The 25,729-nt window shown below is 65.0% G+C and carries 32 protein-coding genes; 30 read left to right on the forward strand and 2 right to left on the reverse strand.

The annotated features are described in order from the left end of the window. Positions 1 to 4 precede the first annotated feature (4 nt). From mlaE to MKD38_RS19965, 25 genes are all read left to right on the forward strand, one after another. The gene (mlaE, locus tag MKD38_RS19845) at positions 5 to 784 is read left to right on the forward strand and encodes a lipid asymmetry maintenance ABC transporter permease subunit MlaE (RefSeq protein WP_252679449.1); all 780 of its coding nucleotides are present in this window, start codon (positions 5 to 7) and stop codon (positions 782 to 784) included. Between the two features lie 84 nt (positions 785 to 868). Next, complete coding sequence (gene mlaD, locus MKD38_RS19850; RefSeq protein ID WP_116338052.1) at positions 869 to 1,381, forward strand: outer membrane lipid asymmetry maintenance protein MlaD; 513 nt, start codon at positions 869 to 871, stop codon at positions 1,379 to 1,381. Beyond that, positions 1,378 to 2,304 (forward strand): MlaA family lipoprotein, encoded by a 927-nt coding sequence (locus MKD38_RS19855; RefSeq protein ID WP_371925721.1) that lies wholly within the window; start codon positions 1,378 to 1,380, stop codon positions 2,302 to 2,304. The genes mlaD and MKD38_RS19855 overlap by 4 nt, the downstream gene beginning before the upstream one ends. A gap of 199 nt (positions 2,305 to 2,503) precedes the next feature. Then, on the forward strand, positions 2,504 to 3,133 hold the full coding sequence (locus MKD38_RS19860) for an MlaC/ttg2D family ABC transporter substrate-binding protein (RefSeq protein ID WP_252679204.1): 630 nt from the start codon (positions 2,504 to 2,506) through the stop codon (positions 3,131 to 3,133). Positions 3,134 to 3,161: 28 nt separating this feature from the next. Further along, positions 3,162 to 3,578 carry an STAS domain-containing protein gene (locus MKD38_RS19865; RefSeq protein WP_501985978.1) on the forward strand — a complete coding sequence of 139 codons (417 nt, stop codon included), beginning with the start codon at positions 3,162 to 3,164 and terminating at the stop codon, positions 3,576 to 3,578. Positions 3,579 to 3,837: 259 nt separating this feature from the next. Continuing rightward, complete coding sequence (locus MKD38_RS19870) at positions 3,838 to 4,788, forward strand: ABC transporter ATP-binding protein (protein ID WP_252679210.1); 951 nt, start codon at positions 3,838 to 3,840, stop codon at positions 4,786 to 4,788. Continuing rightward, entirely contained in the window at positions 4,785 to 5,606 is an 822-nt protein-coding gene (locus MKD38_RS19875) for an ABC transporter permease (RefSeq protein WP_111521342.1), read from the forward strand. The genes MKD38_RS19870 and MKD38_RS19875 overlap by 4 nt, the downstream gene beginning before the upstream one ends. A 51-nt stretch (positions 5,607 to 5,657) precedes the next feature. Next, entirely contained in the window at positions 5,658 to 5,906 is a 249-nt protein-coding gene (locus tag MKD38_RS19880; protein ID WP_018004929.1) for a BolA family protein, read from the forward strand. 85 nt (positions 5,907 to 5,991) lie between these two features. Continuing rightward, the gene (murA, locus tag MKD38_RS19885; protein WP_252679218.1) at positions 5,992 to 7,242 is read left to right on the forward strand and encodes a UDP-N-acetylglucosamine 1-carboxyvinyltransferase; all 1,251 of its coding nucleotides are present in this window, start codon (positions 5,992 to 5,994) and stop codon (positions 7,240 to 7,242) included. 20 nt (positions 7,243 to 7,262) lie between these two features. Next, a complete protein-coding gene (gene hisG / locus MKD38_RS19890; protein WP_062801929.1) occupies positions 7,263 to 7,937 on the forward strand; it encodes an ATP phosphoribosyltransferase in 675 nt (224 codons plus the stop codon). 32 nt (positions 7,938 to 7,969) lie between these two features. Then, the gene (gene hisD, locus MKD38_RS19895) at positions 7,970 to 9,307 is read left to right on the forward strand and encodes a histidinol dehydrogenase (protein ID WP_252679221.1); all 1,338 of its coding nucleotides are present in this window, start codon (positions 7,970 to 7,972) and stop codon (positions 9,305 to 9,307) included. Between the two features lie 35 nt (positions 9,308 to 9,342). Further along, entirely contained in the window at positions 9,343 to 10,443 is a 1,101-nt protein-coding gene (gene hisC / locus MKD38_RS19900; RefSeq protein ID WP_252679229.1) for a histidinol-phosphate transaminase, read from the forward strand. 4 nt (positions 10,444 to 10,447) lie between these two features. After that, positions 10,448 to 11,035 carry an imidazoleglycerol-phosphate dehydratase HisB gene (gene hisB / locus MKD38_RS19905; RefSeq protein WP_010812330.1) on the forward strand — a complete coding sequence of 196 codons (588 nt, stop codon included), beginning with the start codon at positions 10,448 to 10,450 and terminating at the stop codon, positions 11,033 to 11,035. Positions 11,036 to 11,123: 88 nt separating this feature from the next. Further along, entirely contained in the window at positions 11,124 to 11,747 is a 624-nt protein-coding gene (locus MKD38_RS19910; RefSeq protein ID WP_116383707.1) for a YchE family NAAT transporter, read from the forward strand. After that, the gene (hisH, locus tag MKD38_RS19915) at positions 11,744 to 12,397 is read left to right on the forward strand and encodes an imidazole glycerol phosphate synthase subunit HisH (RefSeq protein WP_252679244.1); all 654 of its coding nucleotides are present in this window, start codon (positions 11,744 to 11,746) and stop codon (positions 12,395 to 12,397) included. Before MKD38_RS19910 ends, hisH begins: the two co-directional genes overlap by 4 nt. Positions 12,398 to 12,553: 156 nt before the next feature. After that, a complete protein-coding gene (gene hisA, locus MKD38_RS19920; RefSeq protein ID WP_252679246.1) occupies positions 12,554 to 13,300 on the forward strand; it encodes a 1-(5-phosphoribosyl)-5-[(5-phosphoribosylamino)methylideneamino]imidazole-4-carboxamide isomerase in 747 nt (248 codons plus the stop codon). 69 nt (positions 13,301 to 13,369) lie between these two features. Beyond that, positions 13,370 to 14,140 carry an imidazole glycerol phosphate synthase subunit HisF gene (hisF, locus tag MKD38_RS19925; protein WP_062801924.1) on the forward strand — a complete coding sequence of 257 codons (771 nt, stop codon included), beginning with the start codon at positions 13,370 to 13,372 and terminating at the stop codon, positions 14,138 to 14,140. A gap of 2 nt (positions 14,141 to 14,142) precedes the next feature. Next, positions 14,143 to 14,547: a phosphoribosyl-AMP cyclohydrolase gene (gene hisI / locus MKD38_RS19930; protein ID WP_092317504.1), complete on the forward strand. Its 405-nt coding sequence runs from the start codon at positions 14,143 to 14,145 to the stop codon at positions 14,545 to 14,547. Continuing rightward, entirely contained in the window at positions 14,544 to 14,915 is a 372-nt protein-coding gene (locus MKD38_RS19935) for a phosphoribosyl-ATP diphosphatase (protein ID WP_252679249.1), read from the forward strand. The genes hisI and MKD38_RS19935 overlap by 4 nt, the downstream gene beginning before the upstream one ends. A gap of 62 nt (positions 14,916 to 14,977) precedes the next feature. Beyond that, positions 14,978 to 15,367: a DUF4870 family protein gene (locus tag MKD38_RS19940; protein ID WP_115705107.1), complete on the forward strand. Its 390-nt coding sequence runs from the start codon at positions 14,978 to 14,980 to the stop codon at positions 15,365 to 15,367. A gap of 69 nt (positions 15,368 to 15,436) precedes the next feature. Next, positions 15,437 to 15,793 (forward strand): histidine triad nucleotide-binding protein, encoded by a 357-nt coding sequence (locus MKD38_RS19945; protein ID WP_252679252.1) that lies wholly within the window; start codon positions 15,437 to 15,439, stop codon positions 15,791 to 15,793. Between the two features lie 147 nt (positions 15,794 to 15,940). Continuing rightward, positions 15,941 to 16,171: a Sec-independent protein translocase subunit TatA gene (tatA, locus tag MKD38_RS19950; RefSeq protein ID WP_252679255.1), complete on the forward strand. Its 231-nt coding sequence runs from the start codon at positions 15,941 to 15,943 to the stop codon at positions 16,169 to 16,171. Positions 16,172 to 16,265: 94 nt separating this feature from the next. After that, positions 16,266 to 16,787, forward strand: a complete 522-nt coding sequence (gene tatB / locus MKD38_RS19955) for a Sec-independent protein translocase protein TatB (RefSeq protein ID WP_252679264.1) — start codon at positions 16,266 to 16,268, stop codon at positions 16,785 to 16,787. Between the two features lie 124 nt (positions 16,788 to 16,911). Then, the gene (gene tatC / locus MKD38_RS19960) at positions 16,912 to 17,718 is read left to right on the forward strand and encodes a twin-arginine translocase subunit TatC (RefSeq protein WP_252679272.1); all 807 of its coding nucleotides are present in this window, start codon (positions 16,912 to 16,914) and stop codon (positions 17,716 to 17,718) included. Between the two features lie 232 nt (positions 17,719 to 17,950). Beyond that, positions 17,951 to 19,045, forward strand: coding sequence for a porin (locus MKD38_RS19965; RefSeq protein ID WP_252679275.1), 1,095 nt, complete (start codon positions 17,951 to 17,953; stop codon positions 19,043 to 19,045). A 404-nt stretch (positions 19,046 to 19,449) separates the two neighbouring features. Here MKD38_RS19965 and MKD38_RS19970 read toward each other — a convergent pair whose 3' ends face one another. Then, positions 19,450 to 20,643 carry a Do family serine endopeptidase gene (locus MKD38_RS19970; protein ID WP_112776715.1) on the reverse strand — a complete coding sequence of 398 codons (1,194 nt, stop codon included), beginning with the start codon at positions 20,641 to 20,643 and terminating at the stop codon, positions 19,450 to 19,452. Between the two features lie 20 nt (positions 20,644 to 20,663). Between MKD38_RS19970 and MKD38_RS19975 the strand changes: the two genes are divergently transcribed. Beyond that, positions 20,664 to 21,410 carry a Nif3-like dinuclear metal center hexameric protein gene (locus tag MKD38_RS19975; RefSeq protein ID WP_252679284.1) on the forward strand — a complete coding sequence of 249 codons (747 nt, stop codon included), beginning with the start codon at positions 20,664 to 20,666 and terminating at the stop codon, positions 21,408 to 21,410. 54 nt (positions 21,411 to 21,464) lie between these two features. Here the strand turns inward: MKD38_RS19975 and mscL are convergent, their stop codons facing one another. Continuing rightward, positions 21,465 to 21,890 carry a large conductance mechanosensitive channel protein MscL gene (mscL, locus tag MKD38_RS19980; protein ID WP_305882531.1) on the reverse strand — a complete coding sequence of 142 codons (426 nt, stop codon included), beginning with the start codon at positions 21,888 to 21,890 and terminating at the stop codon, positions 21,465 to 21,467. 214 nt (positions 21,891 to 22,104) lie between these two features. Here mscL and petA point away from each other — a divergent pair, with 214 nt between their 5' ends. The 4 genes from petA (at position 22,105) to MKD38_RS20000 (ending at position 25,725) form a co-directional block, all read left to right on the forward strand. After that, positions 22,105 to 22,722: a ubiquinol-cytochrome c reductase iron-sulfur subunit gene (petA, locus tag MKD38_RS19985; protein WP_018004948.1), complete on the forward strand. Its 618-nt coding sequence runs from the start codon at positions 22,105 to 22,107 to the stop codon at positions 22,720 to 22,722. A gap of 2 nt (positions 22,723 to 22,724) precedes the next feature. Further along, positions 22,725 to 24,128: a cytochrome b gene (locus MKD38_RS19990; RefSeq protein WP_252679293.1), complete on the forward strand. Its 1,404-nt coding sequence runs from the start codon at positions 22,725 to 22,727 to the stop codon at positions 24,126 to 24,128. Between the two features lie 36 nt (positions 24,129 to 24,164). After that, positions 24,165 to 24,908, forward strand: a complete 744-nt coding sequence (locus MKD38_RS19995) for a cytochrome c1 (RefSeq protein ID WP_252679295.1) — start codon at positions 24,165 to 24,167, stop codon at positions 24,906 to 24,908. Between the two features lie 205 nt (positions 24,909 to 25,113). Then, positions 25,114 to 25,725: a glutathione S-transferase N-terminal domain-containing protein gene (locus MKD38_RS20000; RefSeq protein ID WP_010812311.1), complete on the forward strand. Its 612-nt coding sequence runs from the start codon at positions 25,114 to 25,116 to the stop codon at positions 25,723 to 25,725. Positions 25,726 to 25,729 lie beyond the last annotated feature (4 nt).

A 25,729-nucleotide genomic window follows, 5' to 3' on the forward strand; every position in this document is an offset into this window, starting at 1 on the left:
CTTCCTGACGGGCTTCTTCAGCGCCATCGGCGCGGCCGTGCGCCGCAGCATTGCCGGGCTGGGCCACGCCACGCGCATGTTCCTGGCCGTGCTGGCACTGTCGCCGGCGCTGCTGCGCCGCTTCCGGCTGGTGACCGACCAGGTCTTCTTTGTCGGCAACTTGTCGCTGGTGATCATCGCGGTGTCGGGCCTGTTCGTCGGCTTCGTGCTCGGGCTGCAGGGCTACTACACGCTCAACCGCTACGGCTCCGAACAGGCGCTGGGGCTGCTGGTGGCGTTGTCGCTGGTGCGGGAACTGGGCCCGGTGGTGACCGCGCTGCTGTTCGCCGGCCGCGCCGGCACGTCGCTGACCGCCGAGATCGGGCTGATGAAGGCTGGCGAGCAGCTCACCGCGATGGAAATGATGGCGGTGAACCCGCTGCAGCGCGTGGTCGCGCCGCGCTTCTGGGCGGGCGTGATCGCCATGCCGGTTCTGGCCGCGATCTTCAGCGCGGTGGGCATCCTGGGCGGCTACGTGGTCGGGGTGCAACTGATCGGCGTCGACGCCGGTGCCTTCTGGTCGCAGATGCAGGGCGGCGTCGATGTGCGCGCCGACGTGCTCAATGGCGTGATCAAGAGCTTTATCTTTGGCATCGCGGTGACGTTCATTGCGCTGTACCAGGGGTTCGAGGCCAAGCCGACGCCGGAAGGCGTCTCGCGCGCGACCACCCGCACCGTGGTGATCGCGTCGCTGGCGGTGCTGGGACTGGATTTCCTGCTGACGGCGCTGATGTTCAGCAACTGAGGCGGATGCCCGCCGCAACAATGCGGGCGCTACGATAACAAGACGGCAGCGACAGACACTACGGGGTTGAAGAAAGAGATTCCAATGAAAAAGAACACACTCGATTTCTGGGTGGGGCTGTTTGTGGCGGCTGGCTTCGTCGCCTTGCTCTTCCTGGCCCTCAAGGCGGGCAACATGAGCGCCTTCAGCTTCCAGGACACCTATAGCGTGCAGGCCCGCTTCGACAATATCGGCGGGCTCAAGCCGCGCGCGCCGGTCAAGAGCGCGGGCGTGGTGGTCGGCCGGGTCGCGGCGATCCGCTTCGACGACAAGACCTACCAGGCCACCGTCGAGATGAGCCTGGAGACCCGCTACCAGTTTCCCAAGGACACCTCGGCCAAGATCCTGACCTCGGGCCTGCTGGGCGAGCAGTACATCGGCCTGGAAGCCGGCGGCGACACCGCCATGCTGGCCAACGGCGCGCGCATCACCATGACGCAGTCCGCGGTGGTGCTCGAAAACCTGATCGGGCAGTTCCTGTACAACAAGGCCGCCGATGCCGGCGGCGGCTCGTCCACCGGCGCCAGCGCGCCGGCCCCGGCCGGAGATCTCAAGTGAACGCCGCCCGTCCCATCCGCAACCTCTTGGCCATGGCTGCTGCCGCCGCGGCGCTTGCCGGTTGCGCCACCGGCCCCACCGCGAATCCGAAAGACCCGCTCGAGCCGTTCAACCGCGAAGTCTCGAAGATCAATGAGGACTTCGACAAGGGCATCCTGCGCCCGGTGGCGGAACTCTATGCCGACTACACGCCGACGCCGGTGCAGCGCGCGGTGGAGAATTTCTTTTCCAATGTCAGCGACGTCTATTCGGCGGTGAACAACCTGCTGCAGGGCAAGCCGACGCGCGCCGCCGAAGACACCATGCGCGTGGCCATGAACACCGTGCTGGGCATCGGCGGCCTGATCGACATCGCGACCCCGGCCGGCCTGCCCAAGTACAAGGAAGACTTCGGCCAGACGCTGGGCGTGTGGGGCGTGCCGGCCGGCCCGTACCTGGTGCTGCCCCTGTTCGGTCCGAGCACCTTCCGCGACACCGCCGGCATGCTGGTCGACCGCCAGGCGGATCCGTCGGCATACTTCTACCCGGTTTCGCTGCGCAATTCGCTGGTCGGGGTGCGCATCGTCGCCGGCCGCGCCCAGCTGCTGGGCGCCAGCAATCTGCTGGAGCAGGCGGCACTGGACAAGTACTCGTTCCTGCGTGATTCCTACCTGCAGCGGCGCCAGTACCTGATCTACGACGGCAATCCGCCGGGTGCCGACGACGAAGCCGAGGCCGAGGCCGAGGCCGAAGGGGCAGCGCCGCCGCCAGCCGCGACTGACGCGGGTGCCGCGCCGGCACCGGCTCCGGCAGCGGAGGGCGCTTCGGCACCCGCCGCCGAGGCGCCCAAGCCGGGTGCCGCCGGCGAGACCCAGCCCGAGGGTCAGAGCATGCCGCTGCCGCCGGTGCTGCCGGGCGGCCTGCCGGGTATTCGCTTCCGCTGAGGCGGAGAAGACGTCACTGACCGCTGTGAATGCGCTGTGACCGCTGAAACAAATTGTTTGTAGGTGGCGTCGGGTGCGCTTTTGATGGCAACGCGCGCGGCGCCGCTATGTTCCAATCAGCAAGGATCCGCAGTCTCCTGGCATCTATGTAGCGCCGGCTTGCGGGTCCCGACCTCTTTGATAAAGAAGGAAATCTCACATGCTCAAGCGACTGTTGCTCCCCCTCCTGACGGCGGTTGCCTTCGCGGGGACCGCGCAGGCCCAGGTATCGGCTCAGGACACGGCCACCCCGGACGGGCTGGTCAAGGCCGTGGTCAATGACGTGATGTCGACCGTGAAGTCCGACAAGGACATGCAGGCCGGCAATATCGGCAAGATCACCGCGCTGGTCGAACAGAAGATCATCCCGAACGCCAACTTCCAGAAGACCACGCAGATCGCCATGGGCCGCAACTGGTCCAAGGCCACGCCGGAGCAGCAGAAGCAGATCACCGAGGAATTCAAGACCCTGCTGATCCGCACCTACGCCGGCGCCATCGCGCAGATCCGCGACCAGACCGTGCAATACCGCCCGTACCGCGGCACCGCTGACGATACCGATGCCACCATCCGCACCCAGGTCATCAACAAGGGCGAGCCGATCCAGATGGACTACCGCCTGGAAAAGACCGCGCAGGGCTGGAAGGTCTATGACATCAACGTGCTGGGCGCATGGCTGACCGAGGCCTACAAGGGCAGCTTCAACACCATCGTCGGCCAGCAGGGCGTCGAGGGCGTGATCAAGACGCTGCAGGACCGCAACCGCCAGCTCGCCAACGCCAAGAGCTGACGGAGCATGCTCGCGGTGCGCCGCTGCGATGCAGCACGGCGCGCCGAAGTTGCACTACAATGGCCGTTCGCGACACAGGCTCCCGCCCCGCGCGGGAGTCTTCGTTTCAAATCCCTTTTCTTCTTTCCGCATCCAGGCCACTGACGCCATGCTTTCGCCGGGTAACTCGCTGACCAACCAGAATGCCGCCGCGGTGCTGCGCGACGGGCTGGCACGCGTGGCGCAGGGAGACGTCGAAGTGGACTGCACGGGCCTGGCGCAGGTGGACTCCTCAGCCGTCGCCGTGCTGCTGGCATGGCACCGGGCCGCCGTGGCGCGCGGCCAGGCGCTGGTGCTACGCGGCGTGCCGGCGCAGCTGGCGCAACTGGCCAGCCTGTACGGCGTCGACGGCCTGCTTGGCCTGGCGCCCGCCGCCATCCCACCGGCACACCATCACCGACATTGATCCGGCATCGCCGGTCGCCAGCCAGGCGGCCGCACGCGATGCCGCGGCGACCGCTGGCGCGGCCGCCGAGCCCCCGGGGCGGATCCGGCGGGGATCAAGCGGGACCGACCCCGCATCCCCTATAATTCCGGGTTGTTCGCCCATCCCCCCGCCTGTCGCCGGCCCAAACCATGCCGGAGCAGGATATCCGGGCACGCTTTGCTCCCCATTTCCTGGCGGCCGGCGCCGAAAGAGCCGGACCCGCCACAAACAATCGGCCATGAAAGCCATTGAAATCCACGACGTTCGCAAGCGCTACCGCAACCTGCAGGCGCTCAAGGGCGTCAGCTTCACCGTCGAACGCGGCGAATTCTTCGGCCTGCTCGGGCCCAACGGCGCCGGCAAGACCACGCTGATCTCTATCCTCGCCGGCCTGAACCGGGCCGATTCCGGCCGCGTCAGTGTGCTGGGGCACGATGTCGTCGCCGATTACCGGATGGCGCGGCGTATGCTGGGCGTGGTGCCGCAGGAGCTGGTGTTCGATCCGTTCTTCACGGTGCGCGAGACGCTGCGGCTGCAGTCCGGCTATTTCGGCCTGACCCGCAACGACGACTGGATCGACGAAATCATGGCCAACCTGGACCTGACCGGGAAAGCCGATGCCAATATGCGCCAGCTGTCCGGCGGCATGAAGCGGCGCGTGCTGGTGGCACAGGCGCTGGTGCACCGCCCGCCGGTGATCGTGCTCGACGAGCCCACCGCCGGCGTCGATGTTGAGCTGCGGCAAACGCTGTGGAAGTTCATCTCGCGCCTGAACCGCGAAGGGCACACCATCATCCTGACCACGCATTACCTCGAAGAGGCCGAGGCCCTGTGCGACCGCATCGCCATGCTCAAGTTCGGCGAAGTGGTGGCGCTGGACCGCACCAGCAACCTGCTGACGCAGTTTGCCGGGCTGCAGCTGGTGCTGACCTTCGCGCGCGGCAGCCTGCCGGCCACGCTGGAGCCGCTGCGCATGCCGGCCAACCCCGGCGAGCGCGCGGTGCGGCTGCGGCTGTCGGGCTACCAGGCGGTCGAGCCGATCCTGGCCGCCTGCCGCGAAGCGGGCTGTGACATCGAAGACATGGAAATCAACAAGGCCGACCTCGAGGACGTATTCGTGCAGATCATGCGCCGCGAGGGGCATATGCCCGGTGCGCTGCCCGACCCGGCGATGGAGGCCGCGGCATGAAGCAGCCTGGCGACATCGAAATCCTCGACGACACCCGCCTCGGCCCGATGGCCGTCGGCGGCCTGGTGGGCTTCCGCACGCTGCTGTACAAGGAAGTGCTGCGCTTCTGGAAGGTAAGCTTCCAGACCGTGGCCGCGCCGGTGCTGACCGCGGTGCTGTACCTGCTGATCTTCGGCCATGTGCTGGAAGACCGGGTCAAGGTCTATGACCAGATCAGCTACACCGCCTTCCTGGTGCCCGGCCTGGTGATGATGAGCGTGCTGCAGAACGCGTTCGCCAACAGTTCCTCGTCGCTGATCCAGTCCAAGATCACCGGCAACCTGGTGTTCGTGCTGCTGCCGCCGTTGTCCCACTGGGAGATGTTCGGCGCCTACGTGGTGGCCTCGGTGATCCGCGGCCTGACCGTCGGCCTGGGCGTGCTGCTGGTGACGGCTTGGTTCGCCAACCTGCATTTCGCCAACGTCGGCTGGATCCTGGTATTTGCGCTGCTGGGCGCGGGCATCCTGGGCACGCTCGGCCTGATCGCCGGCATCTGGGCCGAGAAGTTCGACCAGCTCGCCGCGTTCCAGAACTTCCTGATCATGCCGGCGACCTTCCTGTCCGGCGTGTTCTATTCGATCCATTCGCTGCCGGCCTTCTGGCAGGCGGTGTCCCATGCCAATCCGTTCTTCTACATGATCGACGGCTTCCGCTATGGCTTCTTCGGCGTCTCGGACGTGTCGCCGCTGTTCAGTCTGGCGGTGGTCGGATCGGCGTTCGTGGTGCTGGCCGCGCTGGCGCTGCGCCTGTTGAAGTCCGGATACAAGCTGCGCCACTGAGCGGCGGCCGGCACCTGTTGAATCAAGCTGAATCACGCTGAAGAGAACCCCATGCTGCCTACACCGGAACAAGTCAGGGACTACATTGCCCAAGGACTGCCCTGCGAACACCTGCAAGTCGAGGGCGATGGCCAGCATTTCTTTGCCACCATCGTCAGCAACGAATTCGAAGGCAAGCGGCTGATCCAGCGCCACCAGCGTGTCTACGCGGCGCTGGGCGACCGCATGCGCGCCGAGATCCATGCGCTGTCGATGAAGACCCTGACGCCCGCGGAGTGGCAGGCGGACGCAGGCAAGTAGAGCACCAAGAACGCACCATGCGCCGCGCGCCTGCGCGGCTCCAGAACAATGATGCCGGGCGCGCGCCCGGAACGAACCATAGAACATGGACAAATTCCAGATTCACGGCAACGGCCCGCTCAAGGGTGAAATCCGCGTCTCGGGCGCCAAGAACGCCGCCCTGCCGATCCTGTGCGCGGGCCTGCTGACGGCCGACACCGTCGCGCTGGACAACGTGCCCAACCTGCAGGACGTGCGCACCACGCTCAAGCTGCTGCGCCTGATGGGGATGCAGGCCGAGTTCGACGGCGCGCGCGTGACCCTGAACGGCGCCGACGTCAATGTGCTCGAGGCCCCGTACGAGCTGGTCAAGACCATGCGCGCCTCGATCCTGGTGCTGGGTCCGCTGGTGGCACGCTTTGGCGAGGCCCGTGTGTCGCTGCCGGGCGGTTGCGGCATCGGCGCGCGCCCGGTCGACCAGCACATCAAGGGCCTGCAGGCGATGGGCGCCGAGATCACCATCGAGCATGGCTTTATCCATGCCCGCGCCAAGCGCCTGAAGGGCGCGCGCGTGGTCACCGACATGATCACCGTGACCGGCACCGAGAACCTGCTGATGGCGGCGACGCTGGCCGAGGGCGAAACCGTGCTGGAAAACGCCGCGCGCGAGCCCGAGGTGACCGACCTGGCCCAGCTGCTGGTCAAGATGGGGGCGAAGATCGACGGCATCGGCACCGACCGGCTGGTGGTGCACGGTGTCGAGCGCCTGCACGGCGCCAGCCACAGCGTCATCGCCGACCGCATCGAGGCCGGGACCTTCCTGTGCGCCGCGGCCGCGACGCTGGGCGACCTGGTGCTGCGCGGCGTGCAGCCCGAGATCCTCGACACCGTGCTCGACAAGCTGCGCGAAGCCGGCGCCAGCATCGAGACCGGCGCCGACTGGATCCGCCTGGCGATGCCGCACCGGGCCCGCGCGGTGAGCTTCCGCACCTCCGAATACCCCGCCTTCCCGACCGACATGCAGGCCCAGTTCATGGCCCTGAACGCGGTCGCCGAAGGCACCGCGCGCGTGACCGAGACCATCTTCGAAAACCGTTTCATGCACGTGCAGGAACTGAACCGCCTGGGCGCCGACATCACCGTCGAAGGCAACACCGCGGTGGTCAACGGCGTGCCGCGGCTGTCGGGCGCCAACGTGATGGCGACCGACCTGCGCGCCTCGGCCAGCCTGGTGATCGCCGCCCTGGTGGCCGAGGGCGAAACCGTGATCGACCGCATTTACCACCTGGACCGCGGCTACGACCGCATGGAAGACAAGCTGTCGGCAGTGGGCGCGAAGATCCGCCGCACTGCCTGAGCACCAAGGACTGAAGCCCGATGAGCCCCGCTTTCAACGCATCGCCCAACCAGCTGACGCTGGCTTTGTCCAAGGGCCGCATCTTCACCGAGACGCTGCCGCTGCTGGAAGCGGCCGGCATCCGCGTCACCGAGGATCCCGAGACCTCGCGCAAGCTGATCCTGCCGACTTCCGATCCGGCGGTGCGCGTGGTGATCGTGCGCGCCTCCGACGTGCCGACCTACGTGCAGTACGGCGCGGCCGATTTCGGCGTGGCCGGCAAGGACGTGCTGATGGAAAGCGGCATGGCCGGCCTGTATGCGCCGATCGACCTGAACATCGCGCGCTGCCGCATGTCGGTGGCGGTGCCGGCCGGATTTGACTACGCCAAGGCCGTGCGCCAGGGCGCGCGCCTGGCCGTGGCCACCAAGTACGTGCAGACCGCGCGCGAGCATTTTGCGAAAAAGGGCGTTCACGTCGACCTGATCAAGCTGTACGGTTCGATGGAGCTTGGCCCGCTGGTGGGCCTGTCCGACGCCATCGTCGACCTGGTCAGCACCGGCAGCACGCTGCGCGCCAACAATCTTGTGGAAGTGGAAGAGATCGTGCAGATCTCGTCGCGGCTGGTGGTGAACCAGGCCGCGCTCAAACTCAAGCGCGAGCGGCTGGCACCGATCCTCGACGCCTTCGAACGCGCTTCTGCGGCGCTGGCCTGAGGCCGGGTCGCCGCCTGACAGGAACAGAAGTCATGAACCCAACCGAAATGGAAAGCCTGCCGATCCGCCGGCTCGATTCCAGCGAGCCGGGCTTTGCCGAGGCACTGCGTCAGGTGCTGGCCTTCGAGGCCGGCGAGGACGAGGCCATCGATCGCGCCGCCGCGCAGATCCTGGCCGACGTGAAGTCGCGCGGCGATGCCGCGGTGCTGGAATACACCCGGCGCTTCGACCGCGTCGAGGCGGCGTCGATGGGCGCGCTCGAGGTGTCGCAGCAGCAGCTCGAAGCCGCGCTCGAAGACCTCGAGCCCAAGCGCCGCGCCGCGCTGGAGGCCGCCGCCGCGCGCGTGCGCGCCTACCACGAGAAGCAGAAGATCGAATGCGGCAGCCACAGCTGGGAATACACCGAGGCCGACGGCACCATGCTGGGCCAGAAGGTGACCCCGCTGGACCGCGTCGGCATCTATGTGCCGGGCGGCAAGGCCGCCTACCCGTCGTCGGTGCTGATGAATGCGATTCCGGCGCGCGTGGCGGGCGTCAAGGAAATCATCATGGTCGTGCCCACGCCCGGCGGCGTGCGCAATGAACTGGTGCTGGCCGCGGCGCAGATCGCCGGCGTCGACCGCGTGTTCACCATCGGCGGCGCCCAGGCGGTCGGCGCGCTTGCCTACGGCACCGCGACACTGCCGCAGGTCGACAAGATCGTCGGCCCGGGCAATGCCTACGTGGCCGCGGCCAAGCGCCGGGTGTTCGGCACCGTCGGCATCGACATGATCGCCGGCCCGTCTGAGATCCTGGTGATCTGCGACGGCACCACCGACCCCGACTGGGTGGCGATGGACCTGTTCTCGCAGGCCGAGCACGACGAACTGGCGCAGTCGATCCTGCTGTGCCCGGACTCGGACTACATCGCCCGCGTCGACGCCAGCATCCAGCGCCAGCTTGGCACCATGCCGCGCCGCGACGTGATCGCCGCTTCGATTTCCGGCCGCGGTGCGCTGGTCAAGGTGCGCGACATGGAAGAGGCCTGCGAGATCGCCAACGCAATCGCGCCGGAACACCTCGAGATCTCGACCGAGAACCCGCGCCAGTGGAGCGAGAAGATCCGCCACGCCGGCGCCATCTTCCTCGGCCGCTATACCAGCGAGTCGCTGGGCGACTACTGCGCCGGCCCCAACCACGTGCTGCCGACCTCGCGCACCGCGCGCTTCTCGTCGCCGCTGGGCGTCTATGACTTCCAGAAGCGCTCCAGCCTGATCGAGGTGAGCGAGGGCGGCGCGCAGATGCTGGGCCAGATCGCCGCCGAGCTGGCGTATGGCGAAGGCCTGCAGGCCCACGCCCGCAGCGCGGAATACCGTTTCAAGCGCAGTTGAGCTACTGAACCAACGCAGTCAAACCTGGAGTTCCCATGTCAGCCGTAGAGCCCTCCCTGATCGAACGCATCATCCGTGACGACGTGCGCGCCATGGGCGCCTACCACGTGCCGGATTCGCACGGTCTGGTCAAGCTCGACGCGATGGAGAACCCGTACCGCCTGCCGCCCGCGCTGCGCCAGCAACTGGCCGAGCGCCTGGGCGAAGTCGCGCTGAACCGCTATCCGGTGCCGAGCAGCGAAGCGCTGCGCGCCGCGCTCAAGCGCGTGATGCAGGTGCCGGCCGGCATGGACGTGCTGCTCGGCAACGGCTCGGACGAGCTTATCAGCATGCTGGCGCTGGCCGCGGCCAGGCCGGGCGCGAAGGTGATGGCGCCGGTGCCGGGCTTCGTCATGTATGCGATGTCCGCGCAGTTTGCCGGCCTGCAGTTCGTCGGCGTGCCGCTGCGCGCCGACTTCACGCTGGACCGCGCCGCGATGCTGGCGGCGATGGCCGCGCAGCAGCCCGCCATCATCTATCTGGCCTACCCGAACAACCCTACCGGCAACCTGTTCGACGCCGAAGACATGGCGGCCATCATCCGCGCCGCCCAGGGCGAGGTCTGCAACAGCCTGGTGGTGGTCGACGAAGCCTACCAGCCGTTCGCCCAGCACAGCTGGATGCCGCGCCTGACTGACTTCGGCAACCTGCTGGTGATGCGCACCGTATCGAAGCTCGGCCTGGCCGGCATCCGCCTGGGCTACCTGGCCGGCGCGCCGGAATGGCTGGCGCAGCTGGACAAGGTGCGCCCGCCCTACAACGTCAACGTGCTGACCGAGGCCGCCGCGCTGTTCGCGCTCGAGCATGTGGCGGTGCTGGACGAACAGGCCGCGCAACTGCGGGCCGAACGTACGCGCGTGGCCGACGGCATGGCCGCGCAGCCGGGGGTCACCGTGTTCCCCAGCGCCGCCAACTTCCTGCTGGTGCGCGTGCCGGATGCCGCACAGACCTTCGAGCGCCTGCTGGCGCGGAAGGTATTGATCAAGAACGTGAGTAAAATGCACCCGTTGCTGGCCAATTGTCTGCGCGTCACGGTCAGCACGCCCGAAGAAAACGCGCAGTTCCTTGAGGCATTCGCAGCTTCGCTGCAGGATTAACACCATGCGTGTTGCAGAGGTCACCCGCAATACTTCGGAAACGCAGATTCGCGTTTCCCTGAATCTCGACGGCAGCGGCCGCCAGAAGCTGGCGTCGGGCGTGCCGTTCCTCGACCACATGCTGGACCAGATCGCCCGGCATGGCATGTTCGACCTGGAGGTCGAAGCCACCGGCGACACGCATATCGACGACCACCATACGGTGGAAGACGTAGGCATTACGCTCGGCCAGGCAGTGGCCAGGGCCATCGGCGACAAGAAGGGCATCACCCGCTACGGCCACAGCTACGTGCCGCTGGACGAATGCCTGTCGCGCGTGGTGATCGATTTCTCCGGCCGCCCGGGGCTGGAGTTCCACGTTCCGTTCACGCGCGCGCGCGTGGGCAGCTTCGACGTGGACCTGACCATCGAGTTCTTCCGCGGCTTCGTCAACCATGCCGGCGTGACCCTGCATATCGACAACCTGCGCGGCATCAACGCCCATCACCAGTGCGAGACCGTGTTCAAGGCCTTTGGCCGGGCGCTGCGCATGGCGGTGGAGCTTGACCCGCGCGCGGCCAATACGATCCCGTCGACCAAGGGTACGCTCTGAGCTTGCTGAAACCGTAGGCGTGCCGGCTGGTTGCGGCGCCCGCTGACCTTCCCCGAACCCGGCCAGCGATGCTGGCGACCCGCAACCAATGGATACGCTCAAGTCGTTTATCTCGCTGCTGGCGCTGATCAACCCGATCGGGGCGATCCCGTTCTTCATCAGCCTGACCACCCAGCAGACTGAAGCGGAAAAGCGGCATACCATCAAGATCGCGTCGATCTCGGTGGCGATCGTGGTGGCGGTGTCGGCGTTGCTGGGTCAGCAGATCATCGAGTTCTTCAATATCTCGGTGGCATCGCTGCAGGTGGGCGGCGGGCTCATCATGATCATGATGGCCATGAACATGCTGAATGCGCAAACCAGTCGCACCAAGGCCACGCCGGAAGAAGAGGACGAGGCCGAGGTAAAGTCCAGCATTGCGGTGGTGCCGCTGGCGCTGCCGCTGCTGACCGGGCCGGGCTCGATCAGCACAGTGATCGTCTATGCCGGCAAGACCCAGCACTGGTACCAGTTGCTGATCCTGGTGGGCATCGGCGCGCTGCTGGGCTCCGTGGTGTATCTGGTGTTCCGCGCGGCGGACCCGATCGCCCGGGTGATCGGGCGCACCGGCATCAATATCGGCACGCGCCTGATGGGCTTGATCCTGTCGGCGCTGGCCGTGGAATTCATCGTGGACGGGCTGAAGACATTGTTGCCTGTTTTGAAATCATGACTACCATAGCAATTGTGGATTACGGCATGGGCAACCTGCGCTCGGTGGCGCAGGCGCTGCGTGCCGCGGCGCCGGAAGCCGATGTCCGGGTCGTGGATGCGCCCGAAGGCATCCGCTCGGCGGACCGCGTGGTGCTGCCGGGCCAGGGCGCGATGCCCGACTGCATGTCGGCGCTGGGCGCGTCCGGGCTGCAGCAAGCGGTGGTCGAGGCCGCCGCGAGCAAGCCGATGCTGGGCGTGTGCGTGGGCGAGCAGATGCTGTTCGAGTTCAGCACTGAAACCCGGGCCGGCACGGATCGCACCGCGGCGCTCGGCCTGATGCCCGGACAGGTGGTGCGCTTCGCGCTGGATGGCATGACCCAGCCCGACGGCTCGCGTTTCAAGGTGCCGCAGATGGGCTGGAACCGGGTGCGCCAGGCCAGGCCGCACCCGCTGTGGAGCGGCATCCCGGACGACAGCTGGTTCTATTTCGTCCACAGCTACTATGTGCAGGCGCAGGATCCGGCCCATATTGCCGGCGAAACGGAATACGGAGTCGTGTTTACCAGCGCGGTAGCGCGCGATAATATTTTCGCGACGCAGTTCCACCCCGAAAAAAGCGCGGCCATGGGCCTGCAGCTGTACCGGAACTTCGTCCACTGGAATCCCTGAAGCGCAGCTTGCCGATTCGCGAATCGCTTGTTTACCCGTTGCTCGACCGCTAACCGACCCGGCACCTGACCCGTTTCCGATCGACTATCGACCCGACCTGACCGGCACGCGCCGGTCTCGCTCAATCTCACTCACTCAACCACGCTCGTCACGCATATGTTGCTCATTCCGGCCATCGACCTGAAGGACGGTCAGTGTGTACGCCTCAAACAAGGCGACATGGACCAGGCCACCGTCTTTTCCGAAGATCCCGCCGCCATGGCACGCCACTGGGTGCAGCAGGGCGCCCGCCGCCTGCACCTGGTGGACCTGAACGGCGCGTTCGTGGGCAAGCCCCGCAACGAGGCCGCCATCAAGGCCATCATCGCCGAAGTCGGCGACGAGATCCCGGTGCAGCTGGGCGGCGGCATCCGCGACCTGAACACCATCGAGCGCTGGCTGGACGACGGGCTCTCGTACGTCATCATCGGCACCGCGGCGGTGAAAAACCCGGGGTTCCTGAAGGACGCCTGCTCGGCCTTCGGCGGCCATATCATCGTCGGGCTCGATGCCAAGGATGGCAAGGTGGCCACCGACGGCTGGAGCAAGCTGACCGGCCACGAGGTGGCGGACCTGGCGCGCAAATACGAAGACTACGGCGTCGAGGCCATCATCTACACCGACATCGGCCGCGACGGCATGCTGCAGGGGATCAATATCGATGCCACCGTCAAGCTGGCGCAATCGATGTCGATCCCGGTGATCGCCAGCGGCGGGCTGTCCAACCTGGCCGATATCGACAACCTGTGCGCGGTCGAAGGCGAGGGCGTGGAAGGGGTCATCTGCGGCCGCGCGATCTATTCCGGCGACCTCAACTTTGCCGACGCGCAGGCGCTTGCGGACAAGCTGCGCAACGGGCAATAAGCAACGGCGCCGCGGGGCGCGGCCGCCTGGCCGCTGCCGGCACGGCAGCGGTGGCGGACAAGGAATCTCATGCTAGCCAAACGTATCATCCCCTGCCTGGACGTGACCAACGGGCGGGTGGTCAAGGGCGTCAACTTTGTCGAGCTGCGCGACGCGGGCGATCCCGTGGAAATCGCGCGCCGCTATGACGAGCAGGGCGCCGACGAAATCACATTCCTGGACATCACCGCGACCAGCGACGGGCGCGACCTGATGCTGCATATCATCGAGGACGTCGCCTCCCAGGTGTTCATCCCGCTGACGGTGGGCGGCGGCGTGCGCACCGTCGAAGACGTGCGCCGGCTGCTCAATGCCGGCGCCGACAAGATCAGCGTCAATTCGTCGGCGATTGCCAATCCGCAACTGGTGTCGGACGCTACCGCGCGCTATGGCTCGCAGTGCATCGTGGTGGCGATCGACGCCAAGCGCAGCTCCGCCCCGGGCGAAGCGCCGCGCTGGGAAGTCTTTACCCATGGCGGGCGCAAGGCAACCGGGCTGGATGCGGTGCAATGGGCGCGAGAGATGGCGACCCGCGGCGCGGGCGAGATCCTGCTGACCAGCATGGACCGCGACGGCACCAAGAGCGGCTTCGACCTGGAGCTGACGCGGGCGGTCAGCGATGCGGTGCCGGTGCCGGTGATCGCCTCGGGCGGCGTCGGCGGCCTGCAGGACCTGGCCGACGGCATCACCCAGGGCCGCGCCGACGCAGTGCTGGCCGCCAGCATCTTCCACTACGGCCAACATACCGTGGGCGAAGCCAAGGCATTCATGGCCCGCGAGGGCATTCCGGTGCGGATCTGATCATGCCGAAGAAGTGGCTCAACAAGGTTAAGTGGGACGACAACGGCCTGGTGCCGGTGATCGTGCAGGAAGTCGGCTCGAACGACGTGCTGATGTTTGCGTTCATGAACCGCGAAGCGCTGCTGCGCACCGTGGAGCTGGGCGAGGCCGTGTTCTGGTCGCGCTCGCGCAAGCGCCTGTGGCACAAGGGCGAAGAATCGGGCCATGTGCAGAAGGTGCACGAGATCCGCCTGGACTGCGATGAAGACGTGGTGCTGCTGAAGGTGACGCAAATCGACAGCATCGCCTGCCATACCGGGCGCCATTCCTGCTTCTTCCAGAAATTCGAGGGCGATGCGGATGCCGGCGACTGGCAGACCGTCGAGCCGGTGCTGAAGGACCCTGCCCAGATCTACACCAAGCCATGAGCGACAACGCACTCAGCAGCAACGATGTCCTGGCGCGCCTGGCCGAGGTGCTGGAATCGCGCAAGCCCGCCAATGGCGGCGACCCCGACAAGTCCTACGTGGCGCGCCTGTTCAGCAAGGGCGACGACGCCATCCTGAAGAAGATCGGCGAGGAAGCCACCGAGACCGTGATGGCCGCCAAGGACGCGCGCGCCGCCGGCGAAAGCGGCGCCGCGGCCGGCAAGGTGGTCTATGAAGTGGCCGACCTGTGGTTCCACAGCATGGTGCTGCTGGCAAACTTCGGCCTGACGCCGGCTGACGTGGTCAACGAGCTGGCGCGGCGCGAAGGGCTGTCCGGCATGGAAGAAAAGGCCCGGCGCAAGGACTAGCCGGCGCGGGTGCCGGCCGGTTTCCCGCCTGCCGCAAGGCAGGCTTCCAACCGAGGGCGATTATGGCGAACGACTACACCGGGCAGGTCACCACTCCCAGCGGCGAACAGCTGGGGAGCCTGCGCAAGCTGCTGCACATCCTGTACGCGCTGTATGCGATCTTCTGGCTCACCGGCGGCATCACCGCCCTGATCGCCATCGTGATCGACTACGTCAAGCGCGATGACGCCCGCGGCTCGCTGTATGCCTCGCACTTCGCCTGGCAGATCCGCTCGTTCTGGTGGTCGGTGGCCTGGGGCGTGCTGGGCGGGGTGCTGTTCGCGACAGTCGTACTGATGCCGCTGGCCTTTGCCGTGTGGGGCGTGCTGTCGCTGTGGATGCTGTATCGTATCGTCAAGGGCTGGCTGTATCTGAACGACAGCAAGCCGATGTACCCGGACCAGCAGTTCTGATGTCGGGATGCCGGGCAGCCTGATGCACGAGGTGGCCATTGGTGTCGCGGCCGTCGCAATGAAATTTTCATGAACGCTCAGGATAATTGCATCTTCTGCAAGATCGTGGCCGGCCAGCTGCCGTCGAACAAAGTCTATGAAGACGACGACATGCTGGCTTTCCACGATATCCATCCCAAGGCCCCGGTACACTTGCTGGTCATTCCCAAGACACATGTCGACTCGTTGGCCGATTGCGGCGCCGGCGAAGGAGAGCTGCTTGCTAGAATGATGCTGAAGGTGCCAGAACTGGCGCGCGCGGCCGGCTGCTCCAACGGCTTCCGGACGGTGATCAACACCGGCCCGGACGGCGGACAGGAGGTCTACCACCTGCACCTGCATGTGCTTGGTGGACCGCGCCACGCCTGGAAGGGACCGCTGCCCTGACCAGGCAGCCTTGGCAGGGGAGTGTCCGCGGCGGCAACGCCCGGGCAGAAGCTGCGCCGGCAACCGTCGCCCGGCGCGGCCATCAAGGGACGGAACAACGGGTCCGGGCATCAATGATTGCGCCCGCGGCTGCATCAGGAGCAAGAAATGGGTTCGTTTAGCATTTGGCACTGGCTGATCGTGCTGGTGATCGTCATGCTGGTGTTCGGCACCAAGAAGCTGCGCAATATGGGCCAGGACCTGGGTGGCGCGGTCAAGGGCTTCAAGGACGGCATGAAGGACGGCGAGGACAAGAGCGCCCAGCCGGCCGCGTCCAAGGAACTGCGCGATTCCACCACCATCGACGTCGACGCCAAGGAAAAGTCCCGCCAGCAATAAGTCGGCGGTGTGCCGTCCCTCCCACGCAAACTTCGCTGCCGCGTGTCATTGCGCGTCCGCGCTATTCCGCATGTTGTCCGCATGATGTGTCCGCATGATTGATCTCGGCATTTCCAAGCTGGCGCTGATCGGCGCCGTGGCACTGATCGTGATCGGTCCCGAGCGGCTGCCCAAGGTCGCGCGCACGGTGGGCGCGCTGGTCGGCCGCGCGCAGCGCTACATCAACGACGTCAAGGCCGAGGTCAGCCGCGAGGTCGAACTGGAAGAACTGCGCAAGATGCGCACGGAATTCGAGGACGCCGCGCGCGATGTCGAGCGCACCATCCATAAGGAAGTCAGCGAGCAGACTCAGTCGCTCAACGAAGCCCTCGGCGGCGCCGAAACCGGCGCAGCCAGCGGCGCCGGCGGCAGCAGCGACGCCAGCGGGGGCTTCGTGCCCAGCTGGGATGCGGCGCACAAGGCGCACAACGGACGCAAGAGCTGGCGCGTCAAGCAGGGCGCGCGTCCGCTGTGGTTCAAGCGCCAGCACAATGTCCGCGTCTGGGTGCAGTCGGGCGCGGCGCGCGTCAAGCGGCACCGGCCGGCGCGCCGGCCTTCCCGTTCCTTCTTCGAATAAGCATGGCGCGCGGCGAATTCCTGCCGGCCGTGGTGGCCGCTGTCGTTGTGTCCGCCTCCCCACGCCGCCACGTTGCGGTTTCATCGATCCACTTGCCAGCCCTCCCGGCTGAGCGGTTCACGCCATGAGCGACACCCGGTCCTCCGATCCCCAAGACCCGCAAGACGAGTCGCAGCAGGAAACCTTTATCTCCCACCTGATCGAGTTGCGCCAGCGACTGGTCAAGGCGGTGGCCGGCATCATCGTGGTGTTCGTCTCGCTGGTCTACTGGGCACCGGTCATCTTCAACCTGTTCTCCGCGCCGCTGATGGAATCGCTGCCCAAGGGCGGCAAGATGATCGTCACGGATGTGACCGGCTCGTTCTTCGTGCCGATGAAGGTGACCTTGCTGGTGGCGTTCCTGATCGCGCTGCCGTGGGTGCTGTACCAGGTCTGGCAATTTGTCGCGCCCGGCCTGTACCAGCATGAGAAGCGCCTGATCCTGCCGCTGGTATCGAGCAGTTATTTCCTGTTCCTGTGCGGCGTGGCATTTGCGTATTTTCTGGTGTTTCCCACGGTGTTCCATTTCATGGCGCACTACAACGCGCCGCTGGGGGCGGAGATGTCCACCGACATCGACAAATACCTCAGCTTCGCCATGACCACGTTCCTGGCTTTCGGCATTACCTTCGAAGTGCCGGTGGTGGTGATCGTGCTGGTGCGGTTCGGCGTGGTGGAACTGGAAAAGCTCAAGCAGATCCGCCCCTATGTGATCGTCGGGGCCTTCATCATTGCCGCCATCGTCACGCCGCCGGACGTGCTGTCGCAACTGCTGCTCGCGGTTCCTCTCGTGGCGCTCTATGAACTTGGGCTGATCCTGGCCCGTTTCATCGGCCGCCCGGCAGCCCAAGAGGCCACTTCCGCAGAAACACAGCCCGACGAATCGCGCTGAAGCAGGCTTTTTCGCAGGCTGGGTACTCGAATGCACCAAAATGGGGATTTCCGACCGCATTCTTGTTGCTCCCTGACAACAAAAACCGCCAGTCAGCATGGTTTACGCCGAAAAAGCCTTCTGACGGCCGGGGGGGCTGGCACATAATACGCAGCAGACGTGAATGTAAATGCGTCGCCCAAGCACTTGGGCAACCAAGATTTCCCAATCAGTTGACAAGGAAAGTGTCGATATGAAGATGAAACTGTTTGCTGCTGCCGTCGCCGCTCTGGCCGCTGGCGGCGCTTATGCCCAATCGAGCGTAACCCTGTACGGCGTGGCTGACGTCGGTCTCGAATACGTCAGCAAGGCCAACGCTGCCGGCGACGATCTGTTCCGCATGTCGTCGGGTAACCAGTCCGGTTCGCGCTGGGGCCTGCGTGGCGTGGAAGACCTGGGTGGCGGTCTGAAGGGCGTGTTCGTCCTGGAAAGCGGCTTCGACCTGGATGACGGTCGTTCGGCCCAAGGCGGTCGTCTGTTCGGTCGTCAAGCCTACGTCGGTCTGCAAAGCAACTTCGGTTCGCTGCTGCTGGGCCGTCAACAGACCGCCTTCTACGACTTCGGTCTGATCTATGACCCGATGGCCATCTCGTCGCGCTACGGTATCCTGGCTCAGGACGCCGCTTTCGCTTCGCGCGCTGACAACACCGTCAAGTACATCGGCAAGTTCGGTGGCCTGACCGCTTCGGCCTTCTACAGCTTCAACAGCAACGGCCAGGAAGTCGCCGGCGCCTTCCGCCGCGGCCAAGAGTATGGCGCCATGCTGAACTACGCAGCTGGCCCGTTCTCGGTTGGTGCTGCTTATGACGAAATCCACGGCACGACCACCGGCCCCGCCGCTGCTCCTGTCGACGCAAGCGGTCAGCGTATCCGCCGCGCCACCGTTGGTGCCAACTACGCCTTCGGACCGGCCAAGGTCTACGCTGGCTACCGTTGGGCCAAGGCTGCTGACGGCGCGAGCCTGCCGGGCCAAATCGCGACTGCCGAAAACCCGCTGGGCGTCAACGGTACCTCCAACCTGTACTGGCTGGGTCTGGGTTACCAGCTGACCCCGGCGTTCTCGCTGTCGGGCGCTGCGTACTACCAAGACTTCCGCAAGAGCGACGCCGATCCGTGGCAGTTCGTCGTGACCGCCGACTACGCGCTGTCGAAGCGTACCGACGTGTACACCTCGCTGTCGTACGCTCTGAACGACAACGGTTCGCTGCTGGGCGTGAACGGCTTCAACACCGTCCAAGCCGGCAAGGACCAGTTCGGTGCTGTGGTCGGCCTGCGCCACAAGTTCTAATCTGACGCGGGCATCCGCCCGCTGAAGGTTGACTTGAAGAACGCCGGCATCCGCAAGGATGCCGGCGTTTTCTTTTGTGCAATCCGAGGCGAGGCAATCGATAGCAAGGCTGGTGCCTTGCGCTGCGTCCGCGTTGCCGTCAGACCACGGGATTTTTCATTTGGACTCCGTCAGGCAGTGGCACGGTCAAGCCACTCGGAGACTGGCCGCTAAGCTCAGCACGCTGACGGATCGATCGGAATGGGCTGCCATCGCCAAAGCAACCGTCTTCGTGCCGCTCTGCCGCAGCGGGACGCCAGCGGCTTCCGCTCTTGGCGCTTCTGCCAACTCACTGACGATGCAGCGATAAAAAACCCGCCATCGCTGGCGGGTTTGCTTGCTCCGGTACCGGAAAGGCCTGGGGCTTACTCTTCTTCTTCGAACGGCAGCGAGCGGCGCGGCGGCGGTGGCCGCTTGCCGATGGTGACCGTCAGGTCCGTCGGCTTGCCGCGGCGGATCACCGTCATCTTGATGTCCACGCCTGGCTTGAGCTGCGCAATGGCATTGAGAAGTGCCGTGGTGTCCGTGATCGACAAGCCATCCACCTTGGTCAGCACATCGCCCGGCCGCACGCCCGCCTTGTCGGCCGGGCCACCCTGAACCACGGCGGCGATCAGTGCGCCTTCCTTGGCATCGAGTCCGAACGACTCGGCGATCTCCGGCGTCATGTCCTGCGGCTCGACGCCGATCCAGCCACGTGTCACGCTGCCGGTCGAGATAATCGACTCCATCACCTGCTTGGCCGTCGATACCGGAATGGCGAAGCCGATACCCAGCGAACCGCCCGAGCGCGAATAGATCGCCGTGTTGATACCCAGCAGGTTGCCCTGCGCATCTACCAGGGCGCCGCCCGAGTTGCCGGGGTTGATCGCGGCATCGGTCTGGATAAAGTTCTCGAAGGTGTTGATACCCAGGTGGCTGCGGCCAAGTGCGGACACGATGCCCATGGTCACGGTCTGGCCCACGCCGAACGGGTTGCCGATGGCCAGCACCACATCGCCGACCTTCACGTTCTCGAGCCGGCCCAGCGTGATCGCCGGCAGATCCTTGAGCGTCACCTTCAGCACGGCCAGGTCGGTTTCCGGGTCGGAGCCGACCATCTTGGCGTTGGCCTTGCGGCCATCGGTCAGCGCGATCTCGATCTCGTCGGCGCCGTCGACCACGTGGTGGTTGGTTAGAATGTAACCCTCGGCGCTGACAATAACGCCGGACCCCAGGCTGGAGACCGGCTCCTGCCGCTCGGGCAGGCGGTCGCCGAAGAAGAAGCGGAACCACGGATCCTCGGCCTGCGGGTTGGGCGAGCGCTTGTTGCCGTTCTTGCTGGTAAAGATATTGACCACCGCCGGCATGGCCAGCTGGGCGGCTTCGCTGTATGACCCTTCGGCCGCAGGACCGGACACGTTGGGCACGACCTCCTTGAGCGCCACGATGGGCGAGCCGGATTGGACCGCGACGCGCCCCCTCTGCAGCCATTCAGGCTTGAGCGTTGCCACGACGAACCAGACCGCCAGCACGACGGTGACAGCCTGGGCAAAGAACAGCCAAAAGCGCCGCAACATATTGGAGTTTTGAGCAGAAAATGAAAACAAAAGAGCTTGAATTGTACTTGAACGACCTGTTGGAAGTTTCCCGCTACAAGGACTATTGTCCCAATGGGCTGCAAGTGCAAGGTCGCTCGGAGATCACACATGTGGTGACCGGGGTGACGGCAAGCCTGGCGCTGGTCGATGCCGCGGTCGAGGCGGGTGCCGACGCCATCCTCGTGCATCACGGTTATTTCTGGAAAAGCGAGGATGCGCGCGTGGTGGGGCAGAAGCATGCGCGCCTGAAGCGCCTGCTCGGGGCCGATATCAATCTGTTCGCCTACCACCTGCCGCTGGATAATCACCCGGAATTCGGCAATAACGCGCAACTTGGCCTGCAGCTCGGTTTCACGCCCACCGGCCGCTTCAGCGACGACCAGCTGGGCTGGACCGGCACGCTGCCCGCGCCGATGCCACTTGCCGCGCTGGCTGCGCATGTCGGCGGCGTGCTCGGGCGGGAACCGCTGGTGATCGGCGCGCCCGAGCAGATGATCCGCACGGTGGGCTGGTGCACGGGCGGGGCCCAAGGGTATTTCGATGCCGCGGTGGCCGCCGGCGTCGACGCCTATCTGAGCGGAGAAGTCTCGGAGCAGACCACGCACCTCGCGCGCGAGAGCGGCGTGGCGTATCTGGCAGCGGGCCATCATGCCACCGAGCGCTATGGCATTCGCTCGCTGGGCGAGCATGTGGCCGAACGCTTCGGCCTGCGCCATACCTTTATTGATATTCCGAATCCGGTGTGATCTGACAAAAAGCAAAACGGCCCCAGCGGGGCCGTTTTATCGTTCGGGACTCGATCAGCGGGCCTTCAGGCTGTCACGGATTTCACGCAGCAGCGCCACTTCCTCGGGCGGGGCGGCGGGCGGCGGCGCCGGTTCTTCGGCGCGCATCCGGTTGAAGGCGCGCACCATCAGAAAGATGATGAAGGCCAGGATGATGAAGTTGACGACGATGGTCAGGAAATTGCCATAGGCAAACACCGGTACGCCGGCCTTCTTCAGGGCATCGAGCGTGAGCGGTGTCCCGGGAGGGGGATCCGCCAGAGCAATGAACATGCTGGAGAAGTCCAGCTTGCCCACAACACGGCCCACCAACGGCATGATCAGGTCGTTGACCACCGAATCCACGATCTTGCCGAAGGCCGCGCCAATGATCACACCGACAGCCAGGTCGATGACGTTGCCGCGTACGGCGAAGGTTCTGAATTCCGAGATCATGCCCATGGGGGGTTCTCCTTCTTGTGGCTATGGACGAACGGTTTCAAGCTGGAAGCCTGCCGCATCACTCACCGGAAATCAAGCGTGCAGGCGGATTTCCGGGATGCATGTCCGATAATCGCGCGAGGCCGTGGCATTTTCTGCCTATCTAGTGCGCAGGTGTCTAAGGTACACTTTATGGTTGACGCAAAATCTAAATTGACTTCCCCTGGGGTTTGGAATGAGTGACCAGCAAGACGTGAAGAGCGTGGATAAAGGTCGCCGCAATTGGTTGATCGCGACATCCGTCGCTGGCGGCGTCGGAGGCGTAGCGGTAGCGGTTCCTTTCGTCAGTACCTTTGCACCATCAGAGAAGGCCAAGGCCGCGGGTGCCCCAGTCGAGGCGGATATCGGCGCCCTGAAGCCGGGCGAGATGATGACCGTCGAGTGGCGTGGCAAACCGGTCTGGATCATGCGGCGCACGGAGGAGCAACTGGCGTCGCTGAAGAAGACGGACGGCGAAGTGGCCGATCCCAATTCCGATATCCCGTTCACCATGCAGACGCCCGAGTACTGCAAGAACGAAACCCGTTCGCGTCCCGAGCACAAGGACGTGCTGGTGGTAGTGGGCATCTGTTCCCATCTCGGCTGTTCCCCGTCGGGCCCTTTCGCCCCCGGTGCCAATCCTCAGCTCGGCACTGATCCCGGTTTCCTCTGCCCCTGCCACGGATCGACCTTTGACCTGGCCGGGCGCGTCTTCAAGAACAAGCCGGCTCCGCAGAATCTCGATGTTCCCCCCTACCAGTTCCTGTCCGAAAGCAAGATCGTGATCGGCAAGGACGAGAAAGGAGAAGCCTGATCATGGCGGCCGAAAAACAAGTCAAGACGACCGGCCTGCTGGGCTGGATCGACGCCCGCTTTCCCGCGACCCAGTTGTGGGAAGACCACCTGTCCCGCTACTACGCGCCGAAGAACTTCAACTTCTGGTATTTCTTCGGTTCGCTGGCGCTGCTGGTGCTGGTGATCCAGATCGTCACCGGCATCTTCCTGGTGATGAACTACAAGCCCGACGCCACGCTGAACGCGGCCGGCATTCCCGTGGCCTTTGCCAGTGTGGAATACATCATGCGCGAAGTCCCGTGGGGCTGGCTGGTGCGCTACATGCATTCAACCGGCGCCTCGGCCTTCTTCGTCGTGGTCTATCTGCATATGTTCCGCGGGCTGCTGTACGGTTCGTACCGCAAGCCGCGCGAGCTGGTCTGGATCTTCGGCTGCCTGATCTTCCTGTGCCTGATGGCCGAAGCCTTCATGGGCTACCTGCTGCCATGGGGCCAGATGTCGTACTGGGGCGCCCAGGTGATCGTGAACCTGTTCTCGGCGATTCCGGTGATCGGCCAGGACCTGTCGCTGTTCATTCGCGGTGACTACGTGGTCAGCGACGCGACCCTGAACCGCTTCTTCTCGTTCCACGTCATCGCCGTGCCGCTGGTGCTGCTGGCCTTGGTCATTGCCCACATCATCGCGCTGCACGAAGTGGGCTCGAACAACCCGGACGGCGTCGAGATCAAGGCCAAGAAGGACGAAAACGGCATCCCGCTGGACGGCATCCCGTTCCACCCGTACTACTCGGTGCATGACACCCTGGGGGTGGCCGGCTTCCTGGTCCTGTTCTCGGCCGTGATCTTCTTCTTCCCGGAAGTGGGCGGGTATTTCCTTGAACATAACAACTTCTTCCCGGCCGATCCGCTGAAGACCCCGCCGCATATCGCGCCGGTCTGGTACTTCACGCCGTTCTACTCGATGCTGCGCGCCACCACGTCGAACTTCCTGCCGATCCTGTGGGTGTTCTTCGCGCTGCTGCTCGGCATGGTATTCCTGCGCAGCAAGGATGCGCGCGTGAAGATCGGCGCCGTCGCCATCGCGGTGATCCTGGCCGTGGGCTTCTACTTCATCGACGCCAAGTTCTGGGGCGTGCTGGTGATGGGCGGCTCGGTGGTGATCCTGTTCTTCCTGCCGTGGCTGGACTGCTCGCCGGTCAAGTCCATCCGCTATCGTCCCGCTTTCCACAAGACCATCCTGACCGTCTTCGTGGTGGTGTTCCTGGTGCTCGGCTATCTCGGCGTGCAACCGCCGTCGCCGGTGGGTGAGAAGGTGTCGCAGCTCGGTACGCTGCTGTACTTCGCCTTCTTCCTGACCATGCCGCTGTGGAGCCGTGTCGGCGAGTTCAAGCCGGTCCCGGAGCGTGTCACGTTCCACCCGCACTGAGCGAAGCGAACCCCGACAAGAGCACAAGGACACAAGATGAAAAAGCTGCTTTCGATCCTCGCGCTGGCCGGCGCCTGCATTGCCGGCGCGCCCGCCATGGCATCCGAGGGGGGCTTCCCCCTCGAGCCGGCGCCGGTGAACATCGCTGACCTGTCGTCGCTGCAGCGCGGCGCCAAGGTGTTCGTCAACTACTGCCTGAACTGCCACGGTGCATCGATGATGCGCTACAACCGGCTCAAGGACATCGGCCTGACCGACGACCAGATCCGCGAGAACCTGCTGTTCACCGGGGATAAGGTGGGCGAGACCATGAACATCGCCATGCAGCCGAAGGAAGCCAAGGCCTTCTTCGGCGCGCAGCCGCCTGACCTGTCGGTGATCGCGCGCGCCCGTGGCGACGACTGGCTCTACACCTACCTGCGCACGTTCTACCGCGACGACAGCCGCGCCACCGGCTGGAACAACCTGGTTTTCCCGAGCGTCGGCATGCCGCACGTGCTGTGGGAACTGCAGGGCCAGCGCGCCGCCAAGTTCACCGAAGTGGAAGAGCATGGCGAGAAGGTGCACAAGTTCGCCGGCTTCGAGCAACTGAGCCCGGGCAAGCTGAGCAAGGTCGAGTACGACCAGATGACGGCCGACCTCGTCAGCTTCCTGGACTGGATGGCCGAGCCTGCGCAGAACCACCGCAAGCGCCTGGGCGTCTGGGTGCTGCTGTTCCTGGGCGTATTCACCGTGTTCGCCTGGCGCCTTAACGCGGCGTACTGGAAAGACGTGAAGTAAGCCGTGGCAGGGCCTGATCGGGCCCTGACCAAGAAGGCCAGGGGCGGTCGCTGCGAAAAAGGCAGCGCCGCCCCTGGCTTTTTTTCAGGCGATAGTCATTAAAAGCGACGCATTTGCCACTTATTTGCTTTTCGATAGCCGACTTTGGCAGAATGGCAGACCTTACTGTCCGACCCTGTTCCGGCTAAGCCCAAGGAATCCAACCATGATGGTGTTGTATTCGGGTACGACTTGCCCGTTTTCCCAACGTTGCCGCCTTGTCCTGTTCGAAAAGGGCATGGATTTTGAAATCCGCGACGTCGACCTGTTCAACAAGCCCGAAGATATTTCGGTGATGAACCCGTACGGCCAGGTGCCCATCCTGGTCGAGCGCGACCTCATCCTGTATGAGTCGAACATCATCAACGAATACATCGACGAGCGCTTCCCGCACCCGCAGCTGATGCCGGCCGACCCGGTGCAGCGCGCCCGCGCCCGCCTGTTCCTGTTCAACTTCGAAAAGGAACTGTTCACCCATGTCTACACGCTGGAGAACGAAAAGGGCAAGGCCGCGGAAAAGAACCACGAACGCGCCCGCGCCGCGATCCGCGACCGGCTGACGCAGCTGGCGCCGATCTTCGTCAAGAACAAGTACATGCTGGGCGAAGAGTTCTCGATGCTCGACGTCGCCATCGCGCCGCTGCTGTGGCGCCTGGACCACTACGGCATCGAGCTGTCGAAGAACGCCGCGCCTCTGCTGAAGTATGCTGAACGCATTTTCAGCCGTCCCGCGTACATCGAAGCGCTGACCCCGTCCGAAAAGGTGATGCGCCGCTAACCGG

The organism is Cupriavidus sp. WGlv3 (genome assembly GCF_023952475.1).
Classification (GTDB): domain Bacteria; phylum Pseudomonadota; class Gammaproteobacteria; order Burkholderiales; family Burkholderiaceae; genus Cupriavidus; species Cupriavidus phytorum.

What these genes read in the sequence shown, in the direction of transcription:
- hisD (WP_252679221.1), top strand. Translation starts at nt 7,970, where the DNA reads ATGAACCCAACCGAAATGGAAAGCCTGCCGATCCGCCGGCTCGATTCC.
- hisC (WP_252679229.1), top strand. Translation starts at nt 9,343, where the DNA reads ATGTCAGCCGTAGAGCCCTCCCTGATCGAACGCATCATCCGTGACGAC.
- MKD38_RS19975 (WP_252679284.1), top strand. Translation starts at nt 20,664, where the DNA reads ATGAAAACAAAAGAGCTTGAATTGTACTTGAACGACCTGTTGGAAGTT.
- hisG (WP_062801929.1), top strand. Translation starts at nt 7,263, where the DNA reads ATGAGCCCCGCTTTCAACGCATCGCCCAACCAGCTGACGCTGGCTTTG.
- hisB (WP_010812330.1), top strand. Translation starts at nt 10,448, where the DNA reads ATGCGTGTTGCAGAGGTCACCCGCAATACTTCGGAAACGCAGATTCGC.
- MKD38_RS19945 (WP_252679252.1), top strand. Translation starts at nt 15,437, where the DNA reads ATGAACGCTCAGGATAATTGCATCTTCTGCAAGATCGTGGCCGGCCAG.
- hisF (WP_062801924.1), top strand. Translation starts at nt 13,370, where the DNA reads ATGCTAGCCAAACGTATCATCCCCTGCCTGGACGTGACCAACGGGCGG.
- hisH (WP_252679244.1), top strand. Translation starts at nt 11,744, where the DNA reads ATGACTACCATAGCAATTGTGGATTACGGCATGGGCAACCTGCGCTCG.
- tatB (WP_252679264.1), top strand. Translation starts at nt 16,266, where the DNA reads ATGATTGATCTCGGCATTTCCAAGCTGGCGCTGATCGGCGCCGTGGCA.
- murA (WP_252679218.1), top strand. Translation starts at nt 5,992, where the DNA reads ATGGACAAATTCCAGATTCACGGCAACGGCCCGCTCAAGGGTGAAATC.
- MKD38_RS19880 (WP_018004929.1), top strand. Translation starts at nt 5,658, where the DNA reads ATGCTGCCTACACCGGAACAAGTCAGGGACTACATTGCCCAAGGACTG.
- tatA (WP_252679255.1), top strand. Translation starts at nt 15,941, where the DNA reads ATGGGTTCGTTTAGCATTTGGCACTGGCTGATCGTGCTGGTGATCGTC.
- mscL (WP_305882531.1), bottom strand. Translation starts at nt 21,890, where the DNA reads ATGGGCATGATCTCGGAATTCAGAACCTTCGCCGTACGCGGCAACGTC.
- MKD38_RS19870 (WP_252679210.1), top strand. Translation starts at nt 3,838, where the DNA reads ATGAAAGCCATTGAAATCCACGACGTTCGCAAGCGCTACCGCAACCTG.
- MKD38_RS19965 (WP_252679275.1), top strand. Translation starts at nt 17,951, where the DNA reads ATGAAGATGAAACTGTTTGCTGCTGCCGTCGCCGCTCTGGCCGCTGGC.
- MKD38_RS19995 (WP_252679295.1), top strand. Translation starts at nt 24,165, where the DNA reads ATGAAAAAGCTGCTTTCGATCCTCGCGCTGGCCGGCGCCTGCATTGCC.
- MKD38_RS20000 (WP_010812311.1), top strand. Translation starts at nt 25,114, where the DNA reads ATGATGGTGTTGTATTCGGGTACGACTTGCCCGTTTTCCCAACGTTGC.
- petA (WP_018004948.1), top strand. Translation starts at nt 22,105, where the DNA reads ATGAGTGACCAGCAAGACGTGAAGAGCGTGGATAAAGGTCGCCGCAAT.
- MKD38_RS19875 (WP_111521342.1), top strand. Translation starts at nt 4,785, where the DNA reads ATGAAGCAGCCTGGCGACATCGAAATCCTCGACGACACCCGCCTCGGC.
- MKD38_RS19910 (WP_116383707.1), top strand. Translation starts at nt 11,124, where the DNA reads ATGGATACGCTCAAGTCGTTTATCTCGCTGCTGGCGCTGATCAACCCG.
- MKD38_RS19865 (WP_501985978.1), top strand. Translation starts at nt 3,162, where the DNA reads ATGCAGCACGGCGCGCCGAAGTTGCACTACAATGGCCGTTCGCGACAC.
- hisI (WP_092317504.1), top strand. Translation starts at nt 14,143, where the DNA reads ATGCCGAAGAAGTGGCTCAACAAGGTTAAGTGGGACGACAACGGCCTG.
- MKD38_RS19935 (WP_252679249.1), top strand. Translation starts at nt 14,544, where the DNA reads ATGAGCGACAACGCACTCAGCAGCAACGATGTCCTGGCGCGCCTGGCC.
- tatC (WP_252679272.1), top strand. Translation starts at nt 16,912, where the DNA reads ATGAGCGACACCCGGTCCTCCGATCCCCAAGACCCGCAAGACGAGTCG.
- MKD38_RS19860 (WP_252679204.1), top strand. Translation starts at nt 2,504, where the DNA reads ATGCTCAAGCGACTGTTGCTCCCCCTCCTGACGGCGGTTGCCTTCGCG.
- MKD38_RS19990 (WP_252679293.1), top strand. Translation starts at nt 22,725, where the DNA reads ATGGCGGCCGAAAAACAAGTCAAGACGACCGGCCTGCTGGGCTGGATC.
- mlaD (WP_116338052.1), top strand. Translation starts at nt 869, where the DNA reads ATGAAAAAGAACACACTCGATTTCTGGGTGGGGCTGTTTGTGGCGGCT.
- MKD38_RS19970 (WP_112776715.1), bottom strand. Translation starts at nt 20,643, where the DNA reads ATGTTGCGGCGCTTTTGGCTGTTCTTTGCCCAGGCTGTCACCGTCGTG.
- MKD38_RS19940 (WP_115705107.1), top strand. Translation starts at nt 14,978, where the DNA reads ATGGCGAACGACTACACCGGGCAGGTCACCACTCCCAGCGGCGAACAG.
- hisA (WP_252679246.1), top strand. Translation starts at nt 12,554, where the DNA reads ATGTTGCTCATTCCGGCCATCGACCTGAAGGACGGTCAGTGTGTACGC.